The sequence below is a fragment of the Undibacterium sp. RuTC16W genome (assembly GCF_049339445.1).
Classification (GTDB): Bacteria; Pseudomonadota; Gammaproteobacteria; order Burkholderiales; family Burkholderiaceae_D; genus Undibacterium.
Map to the genome: position 1 here is coordinate 308,067 of NZ_JBMPPE010000006.1, position 21,484 is coordinate 329,550.

Below are 21,484 nucleotides of genomic sequence, written 5' to 3' on the forward strand. Positions count from 1 at the left end.
TCCTGATCTGTTGGTATATGCCTTAAGGCATCGTTTAACGGTAATTATTTTTCCATTCACGCAAAGCGCCAAAGTTGCTCGCGTCACTTTGATTTGCCAAAATTTTACCACCGTCGATTAAGCGACGAATGACGGCAGCTTCCCGGATGCGCAAAAATGGATTGGTTTGTTTTTCCAGTCCGATTTGGCTCGGCACGGTCGGGATACCTTCGTCACGCTTTTTTTGTTCGGCAACGATACGCGTCAGTAGCGCTTGATTATCCGGCTCTATCTCTCTGGCAAAGCGCAAATTGGACATCGTATATTCATGGGCACAGTACACTTCGGTATCCTCAGGTAACGCTGCCAGACGATCCAGTGACTGCAGCATTTGCGCAGGTGTGCCTTCAAATAAACGTCCACAGCCACCGGCAAATAAGGTGTCGCCACAAAACAGCCAATGCTGCTCAGGGGCGAAGTAGGCGATATGACCTGAGGTATGACCTGGCACTGCCAGCACATTCAGTGTTAATCCGATTTCTGACAATGTCACTTCCTCATCTTGATGTAAAGGATGAGTTACAGCGGCGATACCATCATTCTCCGGGCCGTATACTGGGATCTCCGGAACTTTATAGCGTTGTAATAATGAGGGAACACCACCTGTATGATCGTTATGATGGTGTGTGAGTAAAATAGCTGTTAAGCGTAACTGATGCAGACCCAGTGTTGCGATGATGGCATTGGGATCTCCCGGGTCAACAACGACGGCATCAACGCCATTATGAATCAGCCACAGATAGTTGTCGTCAAATGCGGGTACAGTCAATATACTGAGCACAGCTTTTTTGCTACCCTGATGCTGGGCTGAAAACGCATTTGGCGAGTTGTCCGGACTAATCATAATTTGATATGAATACAGATAAAAGTCCCATTATAGACCTCGGTGCATGGTTGGCTCAGCCAGCAGGCAGTTATATTCTCGAATGGGAGCAGACATTACTCGATCAGCTCACTGTGGACATTTTTGGCTTTAACGCAGTACAAATCGGCTTGCCACAAATTGATGCCTTGAGAGCGAATCGTATGCCTAATAAATGGCGGACGAATAATAGCTTACCAGCATCGCCTGCTAAACGGCGTGACATGTTGTCTGTGTCAGATTTATCTGATGCAGCCGGTATGGCCGATAGCGTGAATCCAGTTTTGCCGCCTATCGTGCTTTGTCACGATTTTTGTGAACTGCCGTTTGATTCACATAGTATTGATCTCGTTGTCTTGCCGCATATATTAGAATTCGCTGAAGAACCCCATCAGATTTTACGTGAGGTAGAGCGGATTTTGATTCCTGAAGGTCGCGTGATTATTTGCGGATTTAATCGTGCAAGTTTGTGGGGTGCCCGGCAAGCGGCAGGGCGTCTTGCCGGAAATTATTTTTTACCGAAAGAAGGTGATTTCATCAGCGTGCCGAGGATGAAAGACTGGCTCAAGCTTTTGAATATGGAAGTGAATCACACCGACTTTGGTTGTTATGCGCCACCGTTCCGGACGGAAAAATGGTTAAAGCGCAGTGGTTTGATGGAAAATGCGGGATCGAGGTGGTGGCCTTATTTCGGCGCGACTTACACTATACAAGCAATTAAACGAATTAAAGGAATGCATTTAATTGGTCCGGCATGGAAGCATAAGCGTGCAGCGCGCGGTAATGCTGTGCCCGTGACCAATCGCAATAAGAATCATGGATAAGATAGAAATTTTTACAGATGGTGCTTGCAAAGGTAATCCTGGCGTGGGTGGCTGGGGCGCCTTGTTGATTGCAGGTGAGAACAAAAAAGAAATGTTTGGCGGTGAAAAAGATACGACCAACAACCGCATGGAATTGATGGCCGTGATCCAGGCTTTGTCGGTGCTTAAGCGACCTTGCCATATCACTTTGCATTCGGATAGCCAGTATGTTTTAAAAGGGATTACCGAATGGATACAGGGATGGAAGGCCAAAGGCTGGAAAACGGCATCCAAAGCACCCGTAAAGAACGTCGATTTATGGCAGCAACTCGATCAGGCTCAGGCTACTCATCATATTGAATGGAAATGGGTGAAGGGTCATGCCGGACATCCGGGCAATGAACGGGCGGATCAATTGGCGAATCGCGGCGTTGAATCCATATTGCCGTAAGCGGTTAAGTCCGATGAGGCCAGGCGAAGCAAACGAAAGGCATACTTTTTGCTGAGGATAAATACTATTGAAGATTTGCGCCAAATAAGTGCGCTTTTATAGGAGAGAATAAAGTGCGTATCAGCGAAAAAACCTTATACCGGACTGTTATTGGCGGCCTCTTATCTGTGTATGCCTTGTCCGCTTTCGCGCATGATGGTGTGCATAGAGAGGTGATGGGTTTTGCCGATGGGTTTGCGCATCCGTTTTCCGGGCTGGATCATATTCTGGCGATGGTCGCGATAGGTTTATGGGCTGCACAAAATAAGCGCTCAGCTTTATGGGTATTGCCTGTTTGTTTCCCGCTGATGATGGTGGCAGGTGCCGTGTTTGCCCGCTCCGGTTATTCACTACCGCAAGTTGAATCTGGTATAGCAAGCTCGTTAGCGGTGCTTGGCCTGTTAATCGCTTTTGCCGTCAAAATGCCATTATGGTTTGCAACGCTCATCGTATCTGTATTTGGCGCTTTGCATGGGTATGCGCACGGGCGGGAAATATCCGCGAACTCCTCAATATTACTGGCGGGTGCCGGTTTCGTCGTTGCAACACTATTGCTGCATACCTGTGGTTTAGGTCTGTCCTGGTTCGCGAGGAATTCTAGATTGAGGTCCTTGATACAGCTTGGTGGCGTTGGAATTGCTTGTACAGGTTTGTACAGTATGCTGGCATGATTTGAATTCTGTTACTACTCAAATAATTACCTGCATCACCATTTTGTGTTTTGACATGAGCGCGTCTCTGGATGCAAATATTGACCAGCGCTGGTTTTCAATAAAAAAGGCACATTTTGTGCCTTTTTTACTTTATACCAATTCTTTGTAATCGAATCAGAAGTACAAACTTAGGAACTTAGCTTAGGCTCGTAATTAATTCCTCAAGCTTCACAGTATCCGCACAGAAAAGACGTATGCCTTCAGATAGCTTTTCGGTTGCCATCGGATCTTCGTTCAGCTGGAAACGGAAGGCTTTTTCGTCGAGACTGATTTTTTGCATGTCAGATGCCAGAGCCGATTCTTTATTGAGTTTTGCCGATACGCTTGTCGTTGAGTCAGCTAGTTTTTGCAGCAGATCCGGGCTGATCGTTAATAGATCACAGCCCGCTAACTCAAGGATTTGTGATGTATTGCGGAAGCTGGCGCCCATGATTTCGGTGTCGTAGCCAAACTTACGGTAGTAGGTATAAATCTTTTTTACGGATAAAACGCCTGGATCATCTGCGCCGAATATTTCTTGTCCTGTTTGCTTTTTATACCAGTCATAAATACGACCGACGAATGGTGAGATGAGTTGCGCGCCAGCTTCTGCGCAGGCAACTGCTTGCGGCAGGCAGAACAGCAATGTCATATTGCAGCGGATACCTTCTTTTTCGAGAATCTCAGCCGCACGGATGCCTTCCCATGTAGATGCGATTTTGATGAGGATACGGTCACGCGCAATGCCTGCGGCTTCATACAGGGCGATGAGTTTGCGACCTTTTGCAACTGTCGCCGCCGTATCAAAGGACAGGCGTGCGTCCGTTTCCGTTGATACGCGACCCGGAACAATTTTCAAAATTTCTAAGCCAAACGCAACCAGCAAATGATCGATGATGTCATCGATAGATTTACCTGCATGAGTGGTAATAATTGCCTCTAACATAGGGCGATATTCCGGTTTTTGGACCGCCTTCAGAATCAGCGACGGGTTCGTTGTCGCGTCTTGCGGAGCGTAAGCTCTCATCGCCTGGAAATCGCCGGTATCAGCAACGACAGTCGTGTATTTTTTGAGTTGTTCTAATTGATTCATGATGTACTTAAATGAAGGTAAATAGTGAGTCAGTAAAATTGAACGGAGTCAACGTGTGGTATTGAGGCAGAGTATAAATGTTAGTGTAACGATGATATGGCTTCAGGCGCCAACATGGATAACTGGCGAACCTGCAATAATTTCCCCGATTACCGCTGCCTCCGAAAAATGTTCCGCCTGGAATAGCGCCAGCACTGCCGGGACATCATCAGCGGCACAGGCGACGAGTAAGCCTCCCGATGTTTGCGGATCGCTTAGCAAAGCTTGTTGAGTTGCTGTGATTTTTTGATCGAGTACAACATCTGCGCCATAGGCTGCCCAGTTTCGCCCTGATGCTCCGGTGATATATCCGGCCTCGGCCAATGCCAGAACATGTGGCAGCAGGGGAATCTCGGCCATATTTAATGTTGCGGCGACGCCTGCACCTCTGCACATTTCCAATAAATGACCTAATAAACCAAAGCCAGTAACATCGGTTAGCGCATGCACGCCTGTCATGTTGGATAAAGCGATTCCGGGACGATTGAGTTTGGTGGTGTTGTTGATCATGCTGGCATAACCGGCATCGTCTAAAGCTTGTTTTTTTAGCGCGGCAGATAATATTCCTACGCCCAGCGGCTTACCCAGTATCAGTTTATCGCCGACTTTGGCGCCTGCATTGCGTTTGACTTTGGATGGATGTACCAAACCCAGCACGACTAAGCCATAAATAGGTTCAACAGAATCGATGGTGTGTCCACCTGCAATTGGTATCCCGGCTTCAGCACAAATCGATTCGCCGCCCTGAATAACCTTTCCAATTACATCAATGGGTAACTGATTGACGGGCATGCCAACCAGGGCTAAGGCCATAATCGGTGTACCGCCCATTGCATAGACATCAGAAATCGCATTGGTTGCTGCGATCCGCCCGAAATCGAAGGGGTCATCAACAATCGGCATAAAGAAGTCAGTTGTTGCAATCAGCGCCTGTTCTTCATTGAGCTTATATACGGCAGCATCATCGGCGGTTTCTATCCCCACCATCAAAGCAGCAGGAACGGGGAATCCCGTCGATTTTTTTAAAATCTCAGACAATACGCCAGGCGCTATTTTGCAACCGCAGCCGCCGCCATGAGAAAAAGAAGTTAATCGAACGGGTGCTGTACTTGAGGTCATCTTGAGGCTTGAGGGGGTAAGGTAATTTGCTGAATAATTCTGTTATCGTCTAATCGCCTAGTGTAAACGAGATAACTGCCCTATGTATCAGTCTCTGTCGTGATAGCCAATATAAAAAAAGCGACCACATAAAGTGATCGCTTTTATTTTTGCTTACAACGGAAGTTTTTTATTGCCTGCTGACCAGTCGATTAACGATCGCCGAAAGAGCGACGTGCACCGGTATCGCCAGAACGAGTGCCTTTGTAGCCGCCGCTACCTTCTTTGCGTGGCGCGCCAGCAGTGCTGCCAGCTGGCTTGCTGAAAGTGCGTTGGCCTGGCTTGCTCGCTCCGTAGCCTGTGCCTTCACTGCGGTTGCCATTTGCTGCATTATTGCCGCGATAGCCGCCGCCAGTGCCTGTGTTAGCACTACGGCTGTCGCCTGGACGCCAGCCACTTGGCTTACGTGCCGCGCTACGTGCAGGTGAGGCAGTTTTCTTCGGTTCAAAGCCTTCAATCACATCGACAGGGATCAATTGCTTGGTGAAGCGCTCGATACGTTTGACGTTGATGCCTTCAGCGTGATTTACCAGAGAAACTGCCACACCATTGCGGCCTGCACGACCGGTACGGCCGATACGGTGGACGTAATCTTCAGGGAATTTCGGTAAATCGTAGTTGAATACGTGAGTAATTGCCGGAACGTCAATACCACGTGCAGCTACGTCTGTTGCTACCAGAACGCGAACCTGACCGCGGCGCAATGCGTCGAGTGTGCGGTTGCGTGCGCCTTGATGCATATCGCCATGCAACGCAGCTGCTGCGAAACCAGCGATATTCAGACGATCGGCGATGGTATCTGCATCACGCTTGGTGGCGGTGAAGATAACTGCCTGATCCACTGTTTCGTCGCGCAGCAAATGATCCAGCAAACGATTTTTGTGAGACAGATCATCCACGAAATGGACTTTCTGCTGAATATTTTCATGCTTGGATGCCGACCCGGCGATCTGGATGATCATCGGATCTTTAGTGATACGACGAGCCATATTGCCAACAACGCCGTCCAGTGTTGCTGAGAACAGCATGGTTTGACGTGATTCTGGTGTAGCAGCGACGATTTTTTCGATATCGTCAATGAAACCCATGTCCAGCATACGGTCTGCTTCATCCAGAACCAGAATTTCTAGTTCGGAGAAATCGATTTTGCCGGATTCCATGTGATCGATCAAACGACCAGGTGTTGCTACCAGAATCTCTGGATTGCGTGACAGCAATTGCATTTGTTTCGGATAAGGCATGCCACCCAAGATGGAGACAGCTTTGACGCGACGCATGTAAGCGCAGTATTTATCTGTTGCCGTTGTTACTTGCAAAGCAAGTTCACGTGTTGGTGTCAATACCAGCATTTTTGGTTTTGCTGCAACGAAACGCGGACGATCACCACGGGCACGTGCTGACTGTTGTGCTTGATTGGGTGTTTTGCCAGGGGATTCTAATGCGGTTTCTGCTGCAGTCGCAAATTTATGCAACGCTGGCAACATGAAGGCGGCAGTTTTGCCTGAGCCTGTTTGTGAGGATACTAATAAATCACGGCCGCTGATCGCAGCCGGAACAGCTTGTTCTTGAACACCGGTTGGCTTGGTATAGCCAGCATCAGTGAGGGCGCGGATAACGGACGTGTGTAAGCCTAATGCTTCAAAAGTCATTCTAATCTTTCGTTAAAAATCAGCGCAAAGCAAACGCAGATACGATTGCAATACGCGTAAAAAAGCAACGCCAACCAAACGAAATGAACAAAGGATACCAATAAGGAAACGATGAAATTTCGGCACAAAAAGCTTTGCGCCGGGATGATGTCCAAGATGTGTTACTGGACATACAGGGCGGGAGGGCTTTTACATTGCACTATTTGTGTCATCACAAATATGCAGGGTTTGCGGTGCTGCAAGGTACTTTTACTCACTGCAAATTTATATTGCAGTGCAAAAACGGGATGATACAGTATTTTTCAGGAAAAAGCAGCTATTTATCTGAAATCCGCCGGCACATGACTATTTGCTACAAGTGGATTTCCATTTTAGCAAGACGTTGCCTTTGCCGTTAAATTGATAACGTTGCTCTTGCCAGCCTTGGGCATATAAGGCGAGGACTTGATCGTAATACGCATCGGCTTTGATGGTCTGGGCTTGCATCCGTAAATTCTGTTCTTCATAAGCTTTGTGCGCGCCAGATGATTTTAAAAAAGGTAAAACTGCTGCAGAAAACCCGCTGGATGCCGGTTTATTAAATTCACCCGTATTGATGTTGATTAATTCCGGTGGATAGCCTTTGCTTTCGATCAGGGTCGCCATGGGTTTGAGTGCTGTGAGTATATCTTTGCGATATCGCTCCTGTTCTGACAGCATGCCAGCCCAGAGATAAACGCGAATCGCGTTATAGCCGCCATTCCCTTTTTCTGCACCTTGCAAGTCGGGAATGAACGCTTGTCTGCCATTGGTCGCATCAAAAATAGTCCAATCCGGACTATAGCCTCTGATGGCAGACTGAGTGATGACCGAGACCGATGAGTTAATTAATTTGTCCCAGCGATCATCATCATTGTGACCAGCAAACCAGCGCAGAATCTGAATCGGCATATAGCTTGGGTTTAATTTCCAGCTCGTTGCGCTAGGAGTGAAGCCGCTCGGTGCTGGCAATAAAGTCAGTCCGAGTTTAGGGAGTGTTGCGGTCTCTTCACGCAAGATGCGTTTTGCGATCAGCGTTGAGAGCGCCGCATACCGTTTGTCATTCCACACATTTGCCGCTTCGCCTAAGGTATAGGCGAGCCAAAGATCTGCATCTGAAGCGGGATTTTTATCAATGACACCCCAGCTAGCATCATCTTTTTTACCCCATAGCCAGGCCGGCAGGCGTGCGGTCAAGTCACCTTCTGCGAGATTCGCTTCAGTCCAGCTCAACAGTAAATTAAAGCTTTTACGATCATTCGCAACAAGAGCGAAAAATAAAGCGTACGCTTGCCCCTCAGAGGTACTCTGAAGGCGCGGAGTGCTCGCATCAATGACGCGACCACCTTCATTGATAAAATTCTTTTTAAATGCGTCCCATTCAGGCCAGTTCTTGTCACAAATAGTCGCTGCCCTGGCATCACTCATGAATAATCCCAGACATAGCATTGATATCGTTATTATTGTTGTCGACAGCGATGCAGGTTTATCCGGAAAGGTCATTGTTTTAGGCTTAAGTCGAAATTGTCGGAATTCGTCAAAGACGTACATGGAATTTGTTTGTAAAATCCGGAGCGTGTCAGGAATTATTATTCAATTAAACAAGAGATACAGCGCCCGTCAAAAATTATTCTCGCCACGTGCAGTGATACGACAGTACACATCGCATGCATGGTACGCAATAGAGCGGTAACATTGACGTAGGGGGGCTAAGCTCTATTCACAGACATACATAGTTTATCGTCAATAAGGATTGAAATGAAAATACCTGCATTTATTTTTCTTGTGTTGTCCGGCATTCTGGCCCCTGTTGTACATGCTGAGACGATTGCGGTCGCTGTTGCTGCTAATGTGCAGTATGTATTTGAAGACTTGAAAACCGAGTTTAAAAAAGAAACCGGGCATGACGTACAGGCTAGTTTCAGTTCCTCCGGTAAGTTCGTGACACAGATCATGAATGGCGCGCCGTTTGATGTGTTTCTTTCGGCAGATATGGAATTTCCGGATAAGCTGCATAAAGAAGGTTTTAGCGCCTCGCCACCGAAGGTATATGCCCGTGGTGCGCTTGTGTTGTGGACACTCAAAGACGTGGATCTGCGTGACTGGCAATCACTGCTTGCTGGCACCGCTATCGATAAAATCGCTGTCGCTAACCCCAAGACTTCACCTTATGGCCGGGAGGCGATGAACAGCCTGCAATATTACAAACTTGCCGCGCCGCTTCAAGCAAAGCTCGTTTTCGGTGAGAGTATTTCGCAAACCAATCAATACATCCACTCGCGCGCGGCCGACATTGGGTTTACCGCCAAGTCGGTTGTGTTATCCGCTGAGATGAAAGGGCAGGGAAAATGGATTGATGTGCCAGCGGCGAGTTATCAGTCGATTGCGCAAGGCGCGATCATTCTCAACTACGGTAAAGAACATCATCCTAAAATTGCACAGCAATTTTTTGATTTTATCTACTCCGCTAAAGCCCGTGCAATTTTTGAGCGTTACGGTTATTTGCTTCCATGAATAAATTCTCAGGGAAGATCGCTGCGATCGACGCCTACGGTAGTGTCGCGGTTGTTGATGTGATGGTCGGATCGCATTGCTTTACTGCGACCTTAATGGGGGCGGCTGATCAGCTTGAGGTGTGGAGGAGCGGGCAGGCGGTGAACCTCTTATTTAAAGAAACAGAAGTCGCACTCGCGAAAAATTTGTCTGGTCAGATCAGCCTTCGTAATCGCATGCCGTCCATCATTACCTCGATCGAATATGGTCAGTTATTGACGCGCGTAGTGATGAGAATGGATGGTCTTGATCTTAGCTCGGTGATCACGACCAGATCTGCGCGCAGTTTGACATTAGCAGTCGGTGATCAGGTTGAGGGATTGGTCAAATCAAATGAAATGAGTTTATTCGCAGGAGATGTTTTATGAGCTGGCTAGGAAACTGGATTGGACACGATTTGCAGCCACTCTGGTTGACGTTTCAGTTGGCTGGATTGACGACTTGTATTCTGTTGGTGATAGGTATTCCGCTCGCGTATTGGTTGGCATATACCCCCAACCGTTTTAAACCAGTATTAGAAACTTTGGTCAGTATGCCTTTAGTCTTGCCGCCATCGGTATTGGGGTTTTATTTGCTGCTGGCGTTTAGTCCACAGAATGCATTTGGTCATTGGCTAGAAAATTTTTTTGGTCTGAAATTGGTATTTAGTTTTGCTGGTTTGGTCGTTGGTTCAGTAATTTTTAGTTTGTCTTTTATGGTGCATCCTTTGCAATCTGGTTTGCAGAATTTACCTATATCGTTGATCCAAGCGTCACGTACTTTAGGTAAATCTGATTTATATGCGTTATTTCGAGTTTTACTACCGAACTGTCGCGCAGCTTTGTTATCTGGAATTGTGTTGAGCTTTGCCCATACTGTTGGTGAATTTGGTTTGGTCTTAATGATAGGTGGCAATATTCCTGGTCTAACTAAAGTTGCTTCTATCGCTATTTATGATGAGGTTGAGAGCTTAAATTATGCAGCAGCACATTTCTATGCAATGATTTTATTCGTTATCAGCTTTGCGATTTTGCTACTCGTTTATGTTAATAACAAAAGAATGTTAAAGATGCTGTGATGATTGACATTAACCTACAAAAGCAGTTGCACAGCGCTGATGGTCAGATACAGCTGGATGTAAATATCAATATCAAGCGCGGTGATTTAGTCAGTCTGTTCGGCGTGTCCGGGGCTGGTAAAACTACCTTATTACGGATGCTGGCCGGGTTGACTTTGCCTGACAGCGGTAGTCTGATTGTGGATGGTATAACTTGGTTCGACTCGCGTAAAAAAATATGTTTGTCACCGCAGCAGCGGGAGATTGGTTTTGTCTTCCAGGACTATGCTTTATTTCCCAACCTGAGTGTACGCGCTAATGTTGCTTATGCTGTGACGACGCAGCAAACAGCATGGGTCGACCAATTATTAGCAATGACCGGTTTGATTGAATTGCAAGATAGATTGCCGAGTGTTTTATCCGGTGGCCAAAAGCAACGGGTTGCTCTAGCGCGTTCTTTAGCGAGAAAGCCTAAACTCTTATTGCTGGACGAACCTTTATCTGCCCTAGATGCAGACATGCGTACGCAATTACAGGATGAACTTGCGACTTTGCATCATCAGTCTGGATTGACAACGATCTTGGTTAGTCATGACATGGGTGAAGTATTTAAATTGGCGCAACAAGTACATGTGATAGAGCGGGGAGTGGTAACGCAATCAGGTTCGCCAGTACAAGTATTTTTAAAGCAGAAACTGGCAGGGAGGTTAAATTTACGTGCTCAGGTTCTAGCGATCCGGCGCGAAGAAGTGGTTTTTATTTTGTCTTTACTGGTGGGGCAGGATATCGTTGAAATTATTGCGTCTCAAGATGAGATTGGTGATATAAAAATCGGTGAGTACATTTCTATTTCGACCAAGGCTTTCAGCCCTTTGATTTTTAAATCTCATGACTACTCCTGACATTTTATTCATCATGGCCGGATACAAAAAAAGCGCTCCATATACAGAGCGCTTTTTCATTGGAAAATGCAGATTTTAGAGATCCAGATTTTAGTCTTGCGTAATACCCATGACGTGAGAAAAACCGCCATCCACATAGGTAATCTCGCCCGTAATGCCAGCGGATAAATGCGACAGCAAGAACGCCGCAGTATTGCCTACATCATCAATTGTTACGTTGCGACGCAAAGGCGCATTTGTCGCAACAAAGCCGAGCAATTTACTAAAATCCTTGATGCCGCTCGCTGCCAGCGTCTTGATCGGGCCGGCAGAGATACCGTTGACGCGCACACCGCGTTTGCCCAAGGATTCTGCCAGATAGCGCACGGAGGCTTCCAGCGACGCTTTTGCCAGACCCATGGTGTTGTAGTTAGGAATAGCTTTTATCGCACCCAGGTAGGACAAGGTTAGTAGCGCTGAATCCTGACGCAACATTGGTAAGGCTGCTTTTGCCAGCGCTGGGAAACTATAGGCGGAGATATCATGCGCAATCTTGAAGGATTCACGTGATAAACCATCTAGGAAATCGCCAGCAATCGCCTCACGTGGTGCAAAACCGATCGCATGTACCAGACCGTCAAGGCCATCCCAGGATTTGGCCAGATCCGCAAATACGGCATTAATTTGTTCATCGCTGCCAACGTCGCAATCAAACACCAGTTTGCTATCGAATTCTTCGGCGAATTCGGTAATTCTGTCTTTAAAGCGCTCACCGACATAAGTGAATGCGAGCTCGGCACCTTCGCGTTTGCATGCCTTGGCGATGCCGTAAGCGATAGAACGGTTTGACAACAAACCTGTGATCAAAATCTTTTTGCCTTGCAGAAATCCCATATTAACTCCTATGCTACCGTAATATCTATGCGGTCTACAGGCCAAAAAGCCTTGGAACGGCGCATAAACAGTGCGGTATTGGTTTGTGGTGCGTTGTAGTGATGTAATGAATTGAGGTAATTCAGCGCGTTGTCGTCTTAATTGCCAAAACTTATCCGGTACTCATCCAGCGGTACTCTGCCGAAATAATCCTGAACAAAATCTTACTGCCGCCAATTAGAGGAATCCCTCAGCCGCACGGAATTGTAGATGCAAGACGCCCCGTCGGCAAATATTTCCACACGAGGTATTAAGCAATATCTGGCTGAGAATCCTAAGTGCCTGGCTATTTCGCTCGTTTTAATGCGTTCTGCCATTAAAAAGAGCGAAGTAGAAGTGAAATAGAGCCGACACAGAAGCGATGCAGAAGCAAAACTAAAGCGCTTGACTAAGAATGCAAGCCACGCGGAATCGCATTGAGCAAGGTCTTGGTGTAAGCCTGCGTCGGATTCAGATACAAGTCATCTGAATTTGCCAGCTCAACGACTTTGCCTTTGTTCATCACCATCACCTGGTCGGCAATATATTTGACGACGGCCAAATCATGCGAAATGAAAATATAAGACAAGCCAAACTCTTCCTGCAAATCCTGTAACAGGTTCAAAACCTGAGCTTGCACCGACACATCGAGCGCAGAGACTGATTCGTCACACACCAGCACTTCCGGTTTCATAGTCAGGCAACGTGCAATCGCAATACGCTGACGCTGGCCACCGGAGAATTCATGCGGGTAGCGGTGAAAAGCCACCGCAGGCAGACCGACTTTCTCCAGTAAGGTGTAAGCCATTTGTGAGCGCTCGGTGTCATTGGCGCCGATCTGATGTATCTGCATCGGCTCCATCAGAATCTGGCCTACCGTAAAGCGCGGATTCAGTGAGGCGTAGGGATTCTGGAAAATGATTTGAATTCGACGCTTATATTGCAGGAAATCTTTATTCGACATAGATAAGATGTCCTTGCCATCAAAGATAGCCTCACCTGAAGTTGCCTGATGCAAGCGCATCAGTGTCAGACCCACCGTCGTCTTACCGGAACCAGATTCGCCGACCACGCCCAGTGTCTTACCACGTGCCAGTTTGAATGACACGCCTTCGACAGCCTTGAATTCTTTCTTCCCGAAAAAACCTTCACGGCTATAAAAACTCTTACCCAGATTACGCACGTCGAGGACGATATCTTCATCCCCTTTGAGCCCGCGGGGACGTTCTTTATGATCGATGGTGGTGCCTTGGTTATTCATAAAATCGGCGATCACCGGCAAACGCCACGGGCGCGAATCCAGAGTAGGGCGGCAGTGCAGCAAAGCCTGTGTGTAGGTATCTTTTGGCTGCTCGAATATCTGTTTCACATCACCGGCCTCACGTACCTCGCCATTGCGCATGACGATCACCTGATCGGCAATTTCACCAACCAATGCGAGATCATGTGTAATAAAGAGCACGGACATTTTATGTTTTGCACGCAGAGCTTCGATCAGATCAATAATCTGTTTTTGTATCGTGACGTCGAGCGCAGTTGTCGGCTCATCGGCGATTAATAGTTTTGGCTCGCAGGCAATCGCCATCGCGATCATTACCCGTTGCTGCTGACCGCCAGACATTTGGCTCGGATACGCATCAATCTTTGTTGCAGGATCAGGAATGCCAACTTCTTCAAGCAAGGCAATCGCTCTGGCACGCGCTTGTTTGGCGTTCATCCCCATATGCAATTGCAATACTTCGCCGATCTGAAATCCCACGGTAAATACCGGATTCAGGGATGTCATCGGTTCCTGAAAAATCATCGAGATATCTTTGCCGCATAACTGGCGACGTTCAGCCAGGCTGAGGTCAAGCAAGCTACGACCTTCAAACGTGATCTTGCTTTCTTTCGCAATACTCGAAGTATCTGGCGGAAGTAAGCCCATGATTGCGAGCGAACTGACCGATTTACCGCTACCGGATTCACCGACCAGGGCCACGGTTGAATTACGCGGAATCTCGAAAGAAATACCTTTAACAGTTTCTACGCTCTCTTTTTTATTAATGCGGAAAGAGACACGCAAATTCTCAACTTTTAATAATGATTCTTGGCTCATGGTCTGTCCTTATTTGAGCTTGGGGTCGAGCGCATCACGCAGGGCATCGGTGAACAATGAGAAGGCAGTGACTAATACAGCCATTCCCGCCGTCGCGGCGACCAGTTGCCACCACTTGCCCAGAATCAGTTCGTTCTGTGCTTCATTCAACATACTGCCCCAGGACACCACGCCAACGGGTACACCAAAACCAAGGAAGCTCAAAATGACTTCTGATTTGATAAAGCCGACGACCAGAATCGATACCTGAACTAAGGCGACATGGCTGACATTCGGAAAAATATGAATAAACATTTTGCGGAAATCCGATGCACCGATTGCGTCAGCAGCCCAGACATATTCGCGGTTTTTATGCTTCATGTATTCCGCACGGATCAGGCGGAATGGGCCTGTCCAGCCAGTAAACGCAAGGATCAGAATAATCGTAGTCACGCCTTTTTGCTGTAATACGGCGGCGACTGACAGAATCAATAACAGGTAGGGAATCGAGGTGAAGATGCTGTAAAACCAGTTAAAAAAATCATCGACACGATTGCCGAAGTAACCTGCCAGTGCGCCAAACAGTGTGCCCAGCAGGGTTGCCAGGAAGGCGGCAACCAGACCAACGATGATCGAGGTTTCTGCTCCCTTGATCGTTTTTTTGATGATGTCATGTCCCCATTTATCCGCGCCAAACGGCAGGGTATCGAGCTTGGCTGCAACGGTCGCTTTACCTACCTTGGCCAGCTCTGTGTAGATCTCGCTCATTTCTTTAGCGAGCGGATCAGGTACGCCATACTCATTGGTAATAATCACTTGCTGACTCGCAGGCGCTTTACGCAATTCACGCAGGACATCGGCTAAAGGGTCCAGTGGATTATCAGGTAAAGGTTCTTCTGCTACTTTGGCAATTGACATTGAGGAGTCCGCGCCAATGAAGTGTGGTGGCGCATAACTGGCGCCAATCTCTTGTTCCCAGTCTGCAGCAATCAGGCCGGAGGCTGATAAGACCAGAACCACCAAAAAGGCGATGACGACAGACATCGCTGACATCGCAATTGTGTCGGCGCGCAGCCGGCGCCATGCTAGTGCCCACAACCCAGGCGAGGCAGTATGATTTGTTTGTAACGTTGACATGGGAAACCTTATTTCAACTGAACTCGTGGATCAACCGCTTGGTACAACAGGTCGGTCAACAGATTAAAGAACATCGTTGCGGCGGCAACATAGACAGTGATTGCTTTGATGACAGGGAAGTCGCTACGCTCTACCGCCAGGATGACTTCACGACCGATGCCGGGAATAGAGAAGAAGCGCTCAATCAGGAACGCACCGATCAGCAATGCCGGCAAATTCGACATGACGTGCGTAATGATAGGGATTGAGGCGTTGCGTAGTACATGGACCCATTTGACCCGGCCCTCGGACACACCTTTAGCGCGTGCAGTACGTACATAGTCTTGATTCACCTCGTCAAGTACAAACGTGCGGAACAGGCGCAGATTGGGAGCGACACCGACAGCGAGAGCAATCAGGATGGGCAGAGCAGAATATTTAAACAGATTTTCGGCAAAGCTATTACCCCAGCCCTGAACCGGAAACAATCCCAGTTTATAAGCAAAGAAATACTGTCCCACGATGATGTAGACCAGAATACTGATGGACATGCCGAAGGTACAGGCAATCATAACGCCACGATCGGTCAGACTGCCACGACGGAATGCAATCGCCAGTGCCAGCGCAATCGCAATCAGTGTTTCGATGATAGTCAAGGGCACCAACACCGTGAGTGATGGCCCAAGGCGCGTGCCGATGATGGAGGACACGGCCTCACCGGTGCTCCAGCTGGTGCCGAAATTGAAGGTAAGAATTTGCTTGATGAAAATCCCTAGCTGGACATAGTAAGGCTGGTCAATGCCAAGCTGGGTGCGGATATTCGCAATCTGCTCAGCGTTTGACATTTTGCCTGCCAGAATATAAGCGGGATCCCCGCCTACCCAGTTAAATAAAAAGAACACCAGCAAAATCACCCCCAGCATCGTGGGTGCCATTTGCCATAAGCGGCGCAATATATAGGCGGTCATGGAGTACTTTCAACTAAGTTAATTACGCGATTGTTGGTATGCAGGACTCAGGCAAAACATTCCGGCGGCGTCGCAGCACCTTATCGTTTTTGGTATTGATACGGTGTTGCTTGCTGCACCTTGCCGAAGTCATTTTGCTTGAACCCTAAGATAGATAAAATTCGATCACGATCTCAGGGCTTATTTATTTTTCTCAACATCAAAGAACATCCATTCGCCATAGATAATCGGATGTTTTTTATAGCCGATGACTCTGGGTTGTGCCAGCATGTTTCTATAGCGGGCAAAGCCAGTTCTTTGTGCTGTATTGACTTCCATAATGCGTGTCATCTTGTGATACAGCGCATCACGTTCTGCACCAGGTGGTAGTTTCTGTGACTTTACGTACAGAGCGTCATATTCTGGAATCTTGACGCAGCCATTATTCGTTGAGCCGGTATTGGGGCCATAGAATAATTGCATGAAGTTGTCCCCATCAGGATAATCGGCAATCCACGGTGCATTGCGTGTTTGTAACTGGCAGTTTTTTTCTGCCTTTAGCATTTCGGAAAACTGCACTAGATCTTCTTTCATGCGGATGCCGATTGAGTCGTAGGTTTTTTTCCAGACCTCGGTCTGCAGCTTGCCGATCGGGCCGGTGCGTGCGGTGTAGCGGATTTCCAGCGGTTTACCGTCGGGCAGGGTGCGAAAACCATCGGCTCCTTTTTTGTAGCCAAATTTGTCTAACAGCATATTGGCGGCGGCCGGATTGTATTGAATGCTGCTTTTATAATTAGGGTCGTGACCGACTACGCCCGGTGGGATAGGGTAGTCAAGCGGAATGGCGTTGCCGTTATAAACAATATTGATTTCCTCTGTGACGTTGTGTGCCATCGCAACGGCGCGGCGCAATGCAATTTTGTCTTTCGTCAGTCCACCCCATACCGGATCCTGCATATTCCAGTAATACACAGTGAGTTCAGGGTCAGGTATACGTGAGAGCAAGATGCCTTTTTTCTGTAACGCGGGTTTTAGTTTGCCGTTGTCCAGCGCCTGCGGAGCGAGCGGTCCTTCCAGCTCAAAAATATCAACTTCGCCACCCTGGAAAGCGAGCCAGCGCGATTGATCTTCGATCATGACATTGATTTCGATGCGACCAATCTGTGGCATGCGTTTGCCCTTCATTACCGCCATGATTTTTTGATCATCAGGGCTGCTGCCTTGATGATTCCAGACGTCGCCACGATAGTCGGGATTTGCCACCAGAATGATTTTAGATCCACGCACCCATTCATCGGGCACCAGCATGTATGGACCAGTTCCGACAGGATTCGACATGACCTGACCCTGAATGTCCTGGTATTTCTCGATGACTTCGCGTGCAACGGCGCCAGTCGGGTTGTGCGCCAGAATCAGGCCGAGATTAAAATCCGGTTCGTTCAGATGAATGCGCAAGGTGTATTTATCAACGACTTCCAGGCCGGGGATTTTGGCATCGTAGTCGAATTTATTGGTTTTTTTTGCCTGGGTTGCCAAGGCGTCCAGGCCCACAATTTTTCCGGCGATCAGCCAGGAGTGCGGCGAGGATAGTTTTGGATCCATCAGCCGCTTTAATGTGTAGACGTAATCCGCAGCGGTCAGCTCGCGTTTCTTTCCTTTGAATGCCTCATCCGGCGTAAAGAAAATGCCTTTCTTGATTTTAATCGTATATGTTTTTGCGTCGGCAGAGACCTCAGGCATGCTCTCTGCCACACGCGGAATCAGTTTGACCGGGCTGGCGAGGTAATCATAGGAATATAGTGTTTCAAAGATGACGTAGTTAACGCCGTTTGAATATAAATCTTTTGCCGCACCCGGATCGAAACCGGTCTCCGCAACGTTGAATACCCACTTCAATACTTTGTCAGGATCTGCCGGACTGGTCGCGGCGTCTGCATTGGACACCGGGAGGGAGGTGAGGCTGGTGAATATACCGATGGCAAGTGCGAGTGCGGAGACTTTTGGTCGATGCGAAACGAATAGCTTGTGCAGAATAGATGATGACTTCATTGCGAGTGGGTCTCCTTGTTAAAGCGACCTGGATAAAAATGCTTGTTTAACTATACGGACAAAAATATTGACAATGCGCAGACAATATATAAACAAATGTACACGGGCAAATGTACACGAAGACGCCGAGCCTCAGTTGATGCTTTTACGTCTTAGTGTTTTCACTTTATTCGCGTGTTTATTTGTATATCTATTTGTGTCTATATTTGTTCCAAACTGTTGTGAGTTGTCCTACTTGTTTTGATACTGATCGATGAGCAATTTTAATGCTTCTCAACGTCGAGATATTGCCAGTCTGCGTGCAGGATAGGGTGCTTTTTGTAACCTTGTATCCATGGCCGTATCAGCCAGCTGCGGATACGTGTTGAGTGCAATGCCCATGGCGTATCTGCTTCGATCTGACGACTCATCTGCGAATAAATTTTATTTCTTTCTTCGCCGGATGGGAGTGACATAGCTTTTCTATACATCGCGTCGTAAGCCGGTGATTCGTAGCAGGCGTGATTGCCTTGACCTGCTTTAGGGCCGTACAGTAATTGCAGGAAATTTTCGCCGTCAGGATAATCCGCATTCCAGGCACCGCTCCACATCGCGAGCTGGCAGGCACTGGCGGCCTTCAGATTGTCGGCGAAGTTACTGACCACGAAGTCGATGCGAATACCGAGTTGATCTAGTCCACGCTTAAAAATCTCTGCTTGTACCTTATAGATATTGGCCGCTTCCATCGTTTTTTTAATCACCAGCGGTGAGCCGTCAGGCTTTGTACGGTAGCCATCCGCGCCACGCTGATAACCGAAACGATCAAGTAGTTTGTTGGCGAGCCCGATATCGTAAGGAATGCTGCTGCGGTATTTAGGATCGTATCCGACCACACCTGGCGGTATCATGCTCTCGGCACGAATCGCTTGTCCAAGCCGCATCTGAGCGACTTCGTCCGCATTGCTATAAGCCATGACGATAGCACGGCGTAGCGCGATTTTTTCTTTGGTATAACCGCCAACAACGGGGTCCCGCATATTGAACATGGAGAAAGTCAGACCTGCGTCAGCGACTCTGTCCATTTTGATACCTTCTGCGACAAAGGAGGCTTTGAGTTTGTCACCATCAAGTACAGCAGGTGCGGCAATCTGAGGCAGTTTATCTATATCAATCTGTTTATCCTGGAACGCCAGCCAGCGGGACTGTTCTTCTTCTATGATGCTGATCTCAACTTTGCCGACTTGCGGCATTTTTTTACCCTTCATGACTTTGACGATCTGATCATCCCAGGCACTGCCGGAGGACTGGAAGTCCCAGATGTAGCCACGGTATTCCGGATTTGCCTTGAGAAAAATTTTACTGCGAGGCAGATATTTTTCCATCATGTAGGGGCCTGTGCCGACTGGATGCAGACCAGTTTGCTCTCCATAGGTGTCAATCACTTCTTTCGCGACCGCACCAAATGCAGAATAGGCCATCACGTACAGGAAGTTATAGTCGGTATCCCGGAGTTCGATTCTGAGTGTGTATTTGTCGAGTGCTTTTAAGCCTGCAACGGGCATGTCGTAATCGAATTTACCGGTTTTCTTTGCCTTTGCCTGGACCTCGGACATGCCGGCAATTTTGCCGTCAATGAAACTTGCGTGAGGAGAGCGGTTGACCGGATCGAGTATGCGCTTAAACGTATATATATAGTCTTGCGCGGTCAGCTCGTGTTTTTTACCCTTAAATGCATCATCTGGGGCGAAGTAGATGCCCGGCTTAATTTTGAAAATAAAGACCTTGCCCGCATCACTGACTTCCGGCATCGCCTCTATCGTACCTGGAATCAGTTTTGCCGGACGTGCTAGGTAATCGTAGGTGAGCAGCGGTTCGAAAATAGCATTCACGACCCAGCCTGAATAGTGATTGGATGTTTTCGCCATATCAAAGCCATCATCCGCACCTTCAAATGCTTGCCTGACGATTTTGTTCGGGTCTGCCGGATTCTCTGCCAGAGTGGTCGTCGCGCCCGATATCAGGATCAGACCAAACGCAATGAGCTTTAATTTAAGTGAACCCAACATTACTCAACACCTCTTCATTTTTCTGACCTTGTTTTGAGCTTCCTTCATATAGATGAGGGCTCAGGGCAGGCAGGGGGCTAAAAAAGCCGTAACCATAACGCAAGTCAATACGGTACAGCACAAAAGTAAAATTTATTTTTCTTATTTATTTGCACCAAGATGGCGCGATATTTTTTGGCTTGCAAAAAACACCATCTATCTATTTGTATGAATAGCAAGAGTCATGCTGTTCTGCACCAAAATGCATAATGTGAGATGCATAATATTCAGCCGAATACGTGATGATTTTGAGATGAAAAAAAATTTTATTCTGGATGTTCACGTCTGCGGCAAAATAAAAGTAACTTCGGTGATAAATGTTATATCTACGCACTATTTATTTGCTGCAAAGCACAAATGGAATGCATGGCAATTATCTGTTTTTCTCTCTGAAAAATTGGCTGTTGTTTTTTTGTGAAATGTGAAATGGCGAGTATTGACAGGGCGTGCTCAGAAGTGGTTCCATGCGCCATCGAAAATTTTTTGATGCTTTCATTTTCATTTCTTATGTGAGAAAACGCTTTTTTTTACATAAATCTTTAGCTGTAAATACGGTCAAGTTATTCACTGATTTCACTCATATACACGATGTGATAGGGGTGAAAATAAATTCATTTAAAATCGGATTTATTTTGTATTTACAAAAAATTGAGTGAAAGAATGGGTACGCAATCGGTTGCTTCGCCATATAATTCATTTTTTGGCGAAACACGCTTTGTCGTTCTGCGCTATGCATGAAGTTTGCTTAAGCCAGATTGGCACCCAATGTGCGTGCCACCTTTTATTGGTTATCCGGTTCAGTATTTGTTGAAACGGGTATGCCTGTTAGCAATATGTCGTGGTATTCGGAGGAAAGTAGGTATGGATTTTTCAAATCGCCAGCAAGAGCCGGGCAAGAAGTTGCTAGGGATAGGGCTGGTCGTTGCATTTCACGTCGTACTCGTGTACGCCCTGATCAACGGATTAGGGGTCAAAGTAGTCGAGTT

18 protein-coding genes are annotated in these 21,484 nt (G+C 47.4%); 7 read left to right on the top strand and 11 right to left on the bottom strand.

Features of this window, described 5'->3' with window-relative positions:
• Positions 1-34 precede the first annotated feature (34 nt).
• The gene (gene gloB, locus ACO0K4_RS13840; protein ID WP_422957206.1) at positions 35-883 is read right to left on the bottom strand and encodes a hydroxyacylglutathione hydrolase; all 849 of its coding nucleotides are present in this window, start codon (positions 881-883) and stop codon (positions 35-37) included.
• Between the two features lie 8 nt (positions 884-891).
• Here gloB and ACO0K4_RS13845 point away from each other — a divergent pair, with 8 nt between their 5' ends.
• The 3 genes from ACO0K4_RS13845 (at position 892) to ACO0K4_RS13855 (ending at position 2,865) form a co-directional block, all read left to right on the top strand.
• The gene (locus ACO0K4_RS13845) at positions 892-1,725 is read left to right on the top strand and encodes a class I SAM-dependent methyltransferase (protein ID WP_422957207.1); all 834 of its coding nucleotides are present in this window, start codon (positions 892-894) and stop codon (positions 1,723-1,725) included.
• The gene (gene rnhA, locus ACO0K4_RS13850) at positions 1,718-2,155 is read left to right on the top strand and encodes a ribonuclease HI (protein ID WP_422957208.1); all 438 of its coding nucleotides are present in this window, start codon (positions 1,718-1,720) and stop codon (positions 2,153-2,155) included. The genes ACO0K4_RS13845 and rnhA overlap by 8 nt, the downstream gene beginning before the upstream one ends.
• A gap of 113 nt (positions 2,156-2,268) precedes the next feature.
• Positions 2,269-2,865, top strand: a complete 597-nt coding sequence (locus ACO0K4_RS13855; protein WP_422957209.1) for a HupE/UreJ family protein — start codon at positions 2,269-2,271, stop codon at positions 2,863-2,865.
• A 178-nt stretch (positions 2,866-3,043) separates the two neighbouring features.
• Here the strand turns inward: ACO0K4_RS13855 and tal are convergent, their stop codons facing one another.
• The 4 genes from tal to bcsZ form a co-directional block, all read right to left on the bottom strand.
• The gene (tal, locus tag ACO0K4_RS13860; protein ID WP_422957210.1) at positions 3,044-3,979 is read right to left on the bottom strand and encodes a transaldolase; all 936 of its coding nucleotides are present in this window, start codon (positions 3,977-3,979) and stop codon (positions 3,044-3,046) included.
• A 102-nt stretch (positions 3,980-4,081) separates the two neighbouring features.
• Positions 4,082-5,137, bottom strand: coding sequence for a selenide, water dikinase SelD (gene selD, locus ACO0K4_RS13865; protein WP_422957211.1), 1,056 nt, complete (start codon positions 5,135-5,137; stop codon positions 4,082-4,084).
• 191 nt (positions 5,138-5,328) lie between these two features.
• Positions 5,329-6,825, bottom strand: a complete 1,497-nt coding sequence (locus ACO0K4_RS13870) for a DEAD/DEAH box helicase (RefSeq protein WP_422957212.1) — start codon at positions 6,823-6,825, stop codon at positions 5,329-5,331.
• Between the two features lie 345 nt (positions 6,826-7,170).
• A complete protein-coding gene (gene bcsZ / locus ACO0K4_RS13875) occupies positions 7,171-8,271 on the bottom strand; it encodes a cellulose synthase complex periplasmic endoglucanase BcsZ (protein ID WP_422957213.1) in 1,101 nt (366 codons plus the stop codon).
• 330 nt (positions 8,272-8,601) lie between these two features.
• On the opposite strand from bcsZ, the gene modA reads away from it, so the two are divergent.
• From modA to ACO0K4_RS13895, 4 genes are read left to right on the top strand one after another with little or no spacing between them, the layout of a single operon-like run.
• On the top strand, positions 8,602-9,357 hold the full coding sequence (modA, locus tag ACO0K4_RS13880; RefSeq protein ID WP_422957214.1) for a molybdate ABC transporter substrate-binding protein: 756 nt from the start codon (positions 8,602-8,604) through the stop codon (positions 9,355-9,357).
• The gene (locus tag ACO0K4_RS13885) at positions 9,354-9,764 is read left to right on the top strand and encodes a TOBE domain-containing protein (protein ID WP_422957215.1); all 411 of its coding nucleotides are present in this window, start codon (positions 9,354-9,356) and stop codon (positions 9,762-9,764) included. The genes modA and ACO0K4_RS13885 overlap by 4 nt, the downstream gene beginning before the upstream one ends.
• Positions 9,761-10,453, top strand: coding sequence for a molybdate ABC transporter permease subunit (gene modB, locus ACO0K4_RS13890; RefSeq protein ID WP_422957216.1), 693 nt, complete (start codon positions 9,761-9,763; stop codon positions 10,451-10,453). Before ACO0K4_RS13885 ends, modB begins: the two co-directional genes overlap by 4 nt.
• Positions 10,453-11,334: an ABC transporter ATP-binding protein gene (locus tag ACO0K4_RS13895; RefSeq protein WP_422957217.1), complete on the top strand. Its 882-nt coding sequence runs from the start codon at positions 10,453-10,455 to the stop codon at positions 11,332-11,334. The genes modB and ACO0K4_RS13895 overlap by 1 nt, the downstream gene beginning before the upstream one ends.
• Before the next feature lie 90 nt (positions 11,335-11,424).
• Here ACO0K4_RS13895 and fabI read toward each other — a convergent pair whose 3' ends face one another.
• The 6 genes from fabI to ACO0K4_RS13925 form a co-directional block, all read right to left on the bottom strand.
• Positions 11,425-12,207 (bottom strand): enoyl-ACP reductase FabI, encoded by a 783-nt coding sequence (fabI, locus tag ACO0K4_RS13900; protein WP_422957218.1) that lies wholly within the window; start codon positions 12,205-12,207, stop codon positions 11,425-11,427.
• A 427-nt stretch (positions 12,208-12,634) separates the two neighbouring features.
• A complete protein-coding gene (locus tag ACO0K4_RS13905; protein WP_422957219.1) occupies positions 12,635-14,323 on the bottom strand; it encodes an ABC transporter ATP-binding protein in 1,689 nt (562 codons plus the stop codon).
• A 9-nt stretch (positions 14,324-14,332) separates the two neighbouring features.
• Positions 14,333-15,439, bottom strand: coding sequence for an ABC transporter permease (locus tag ACO0K4_RS13910; protein WP_422957220.1), 1,107 nt, complete (start codon positions 15,437-15,439; stop codon positions 14,333-14,335).
• Positions 15,440-15,447: 8 nt separating this feature from the next.
• Entirely contained in the window at positions 15,448-16,386 is a 939-nt protein-coding gene (locus ACO0K4_RS13915; protein WP_422957221.1) for an ABC transporter permease, read from the bottom strand.
• Between the two features lie 180 nt (positions 16,387-16,566).
• Positions 16,567-18,414 (bottom strand): ABC transporter substrate-binding protein, encoded by a 1,848-nt coding sequence (locus ACO0K4_RS13920; protein WP_422957222.1) that lies wholly within the window; start codon positions 18,412-18,414, stop codon positions 16,567-16,569.
• Positions 18,415-18,677: 263 nt separating this feature from the next.
• Positions 18,678-20,459, bottom strand: coding sequence for an ABC transporter substrate-binding protein (locus ACO0K4_RS13925; protein WP_422957223.1), 1,782 nt, complete (start codon positions 20,457-20,459; stop codon positions 18,678-18,680).
• Positions 20,460-21,484 lie beyond the last annotated feature (1,025 nt).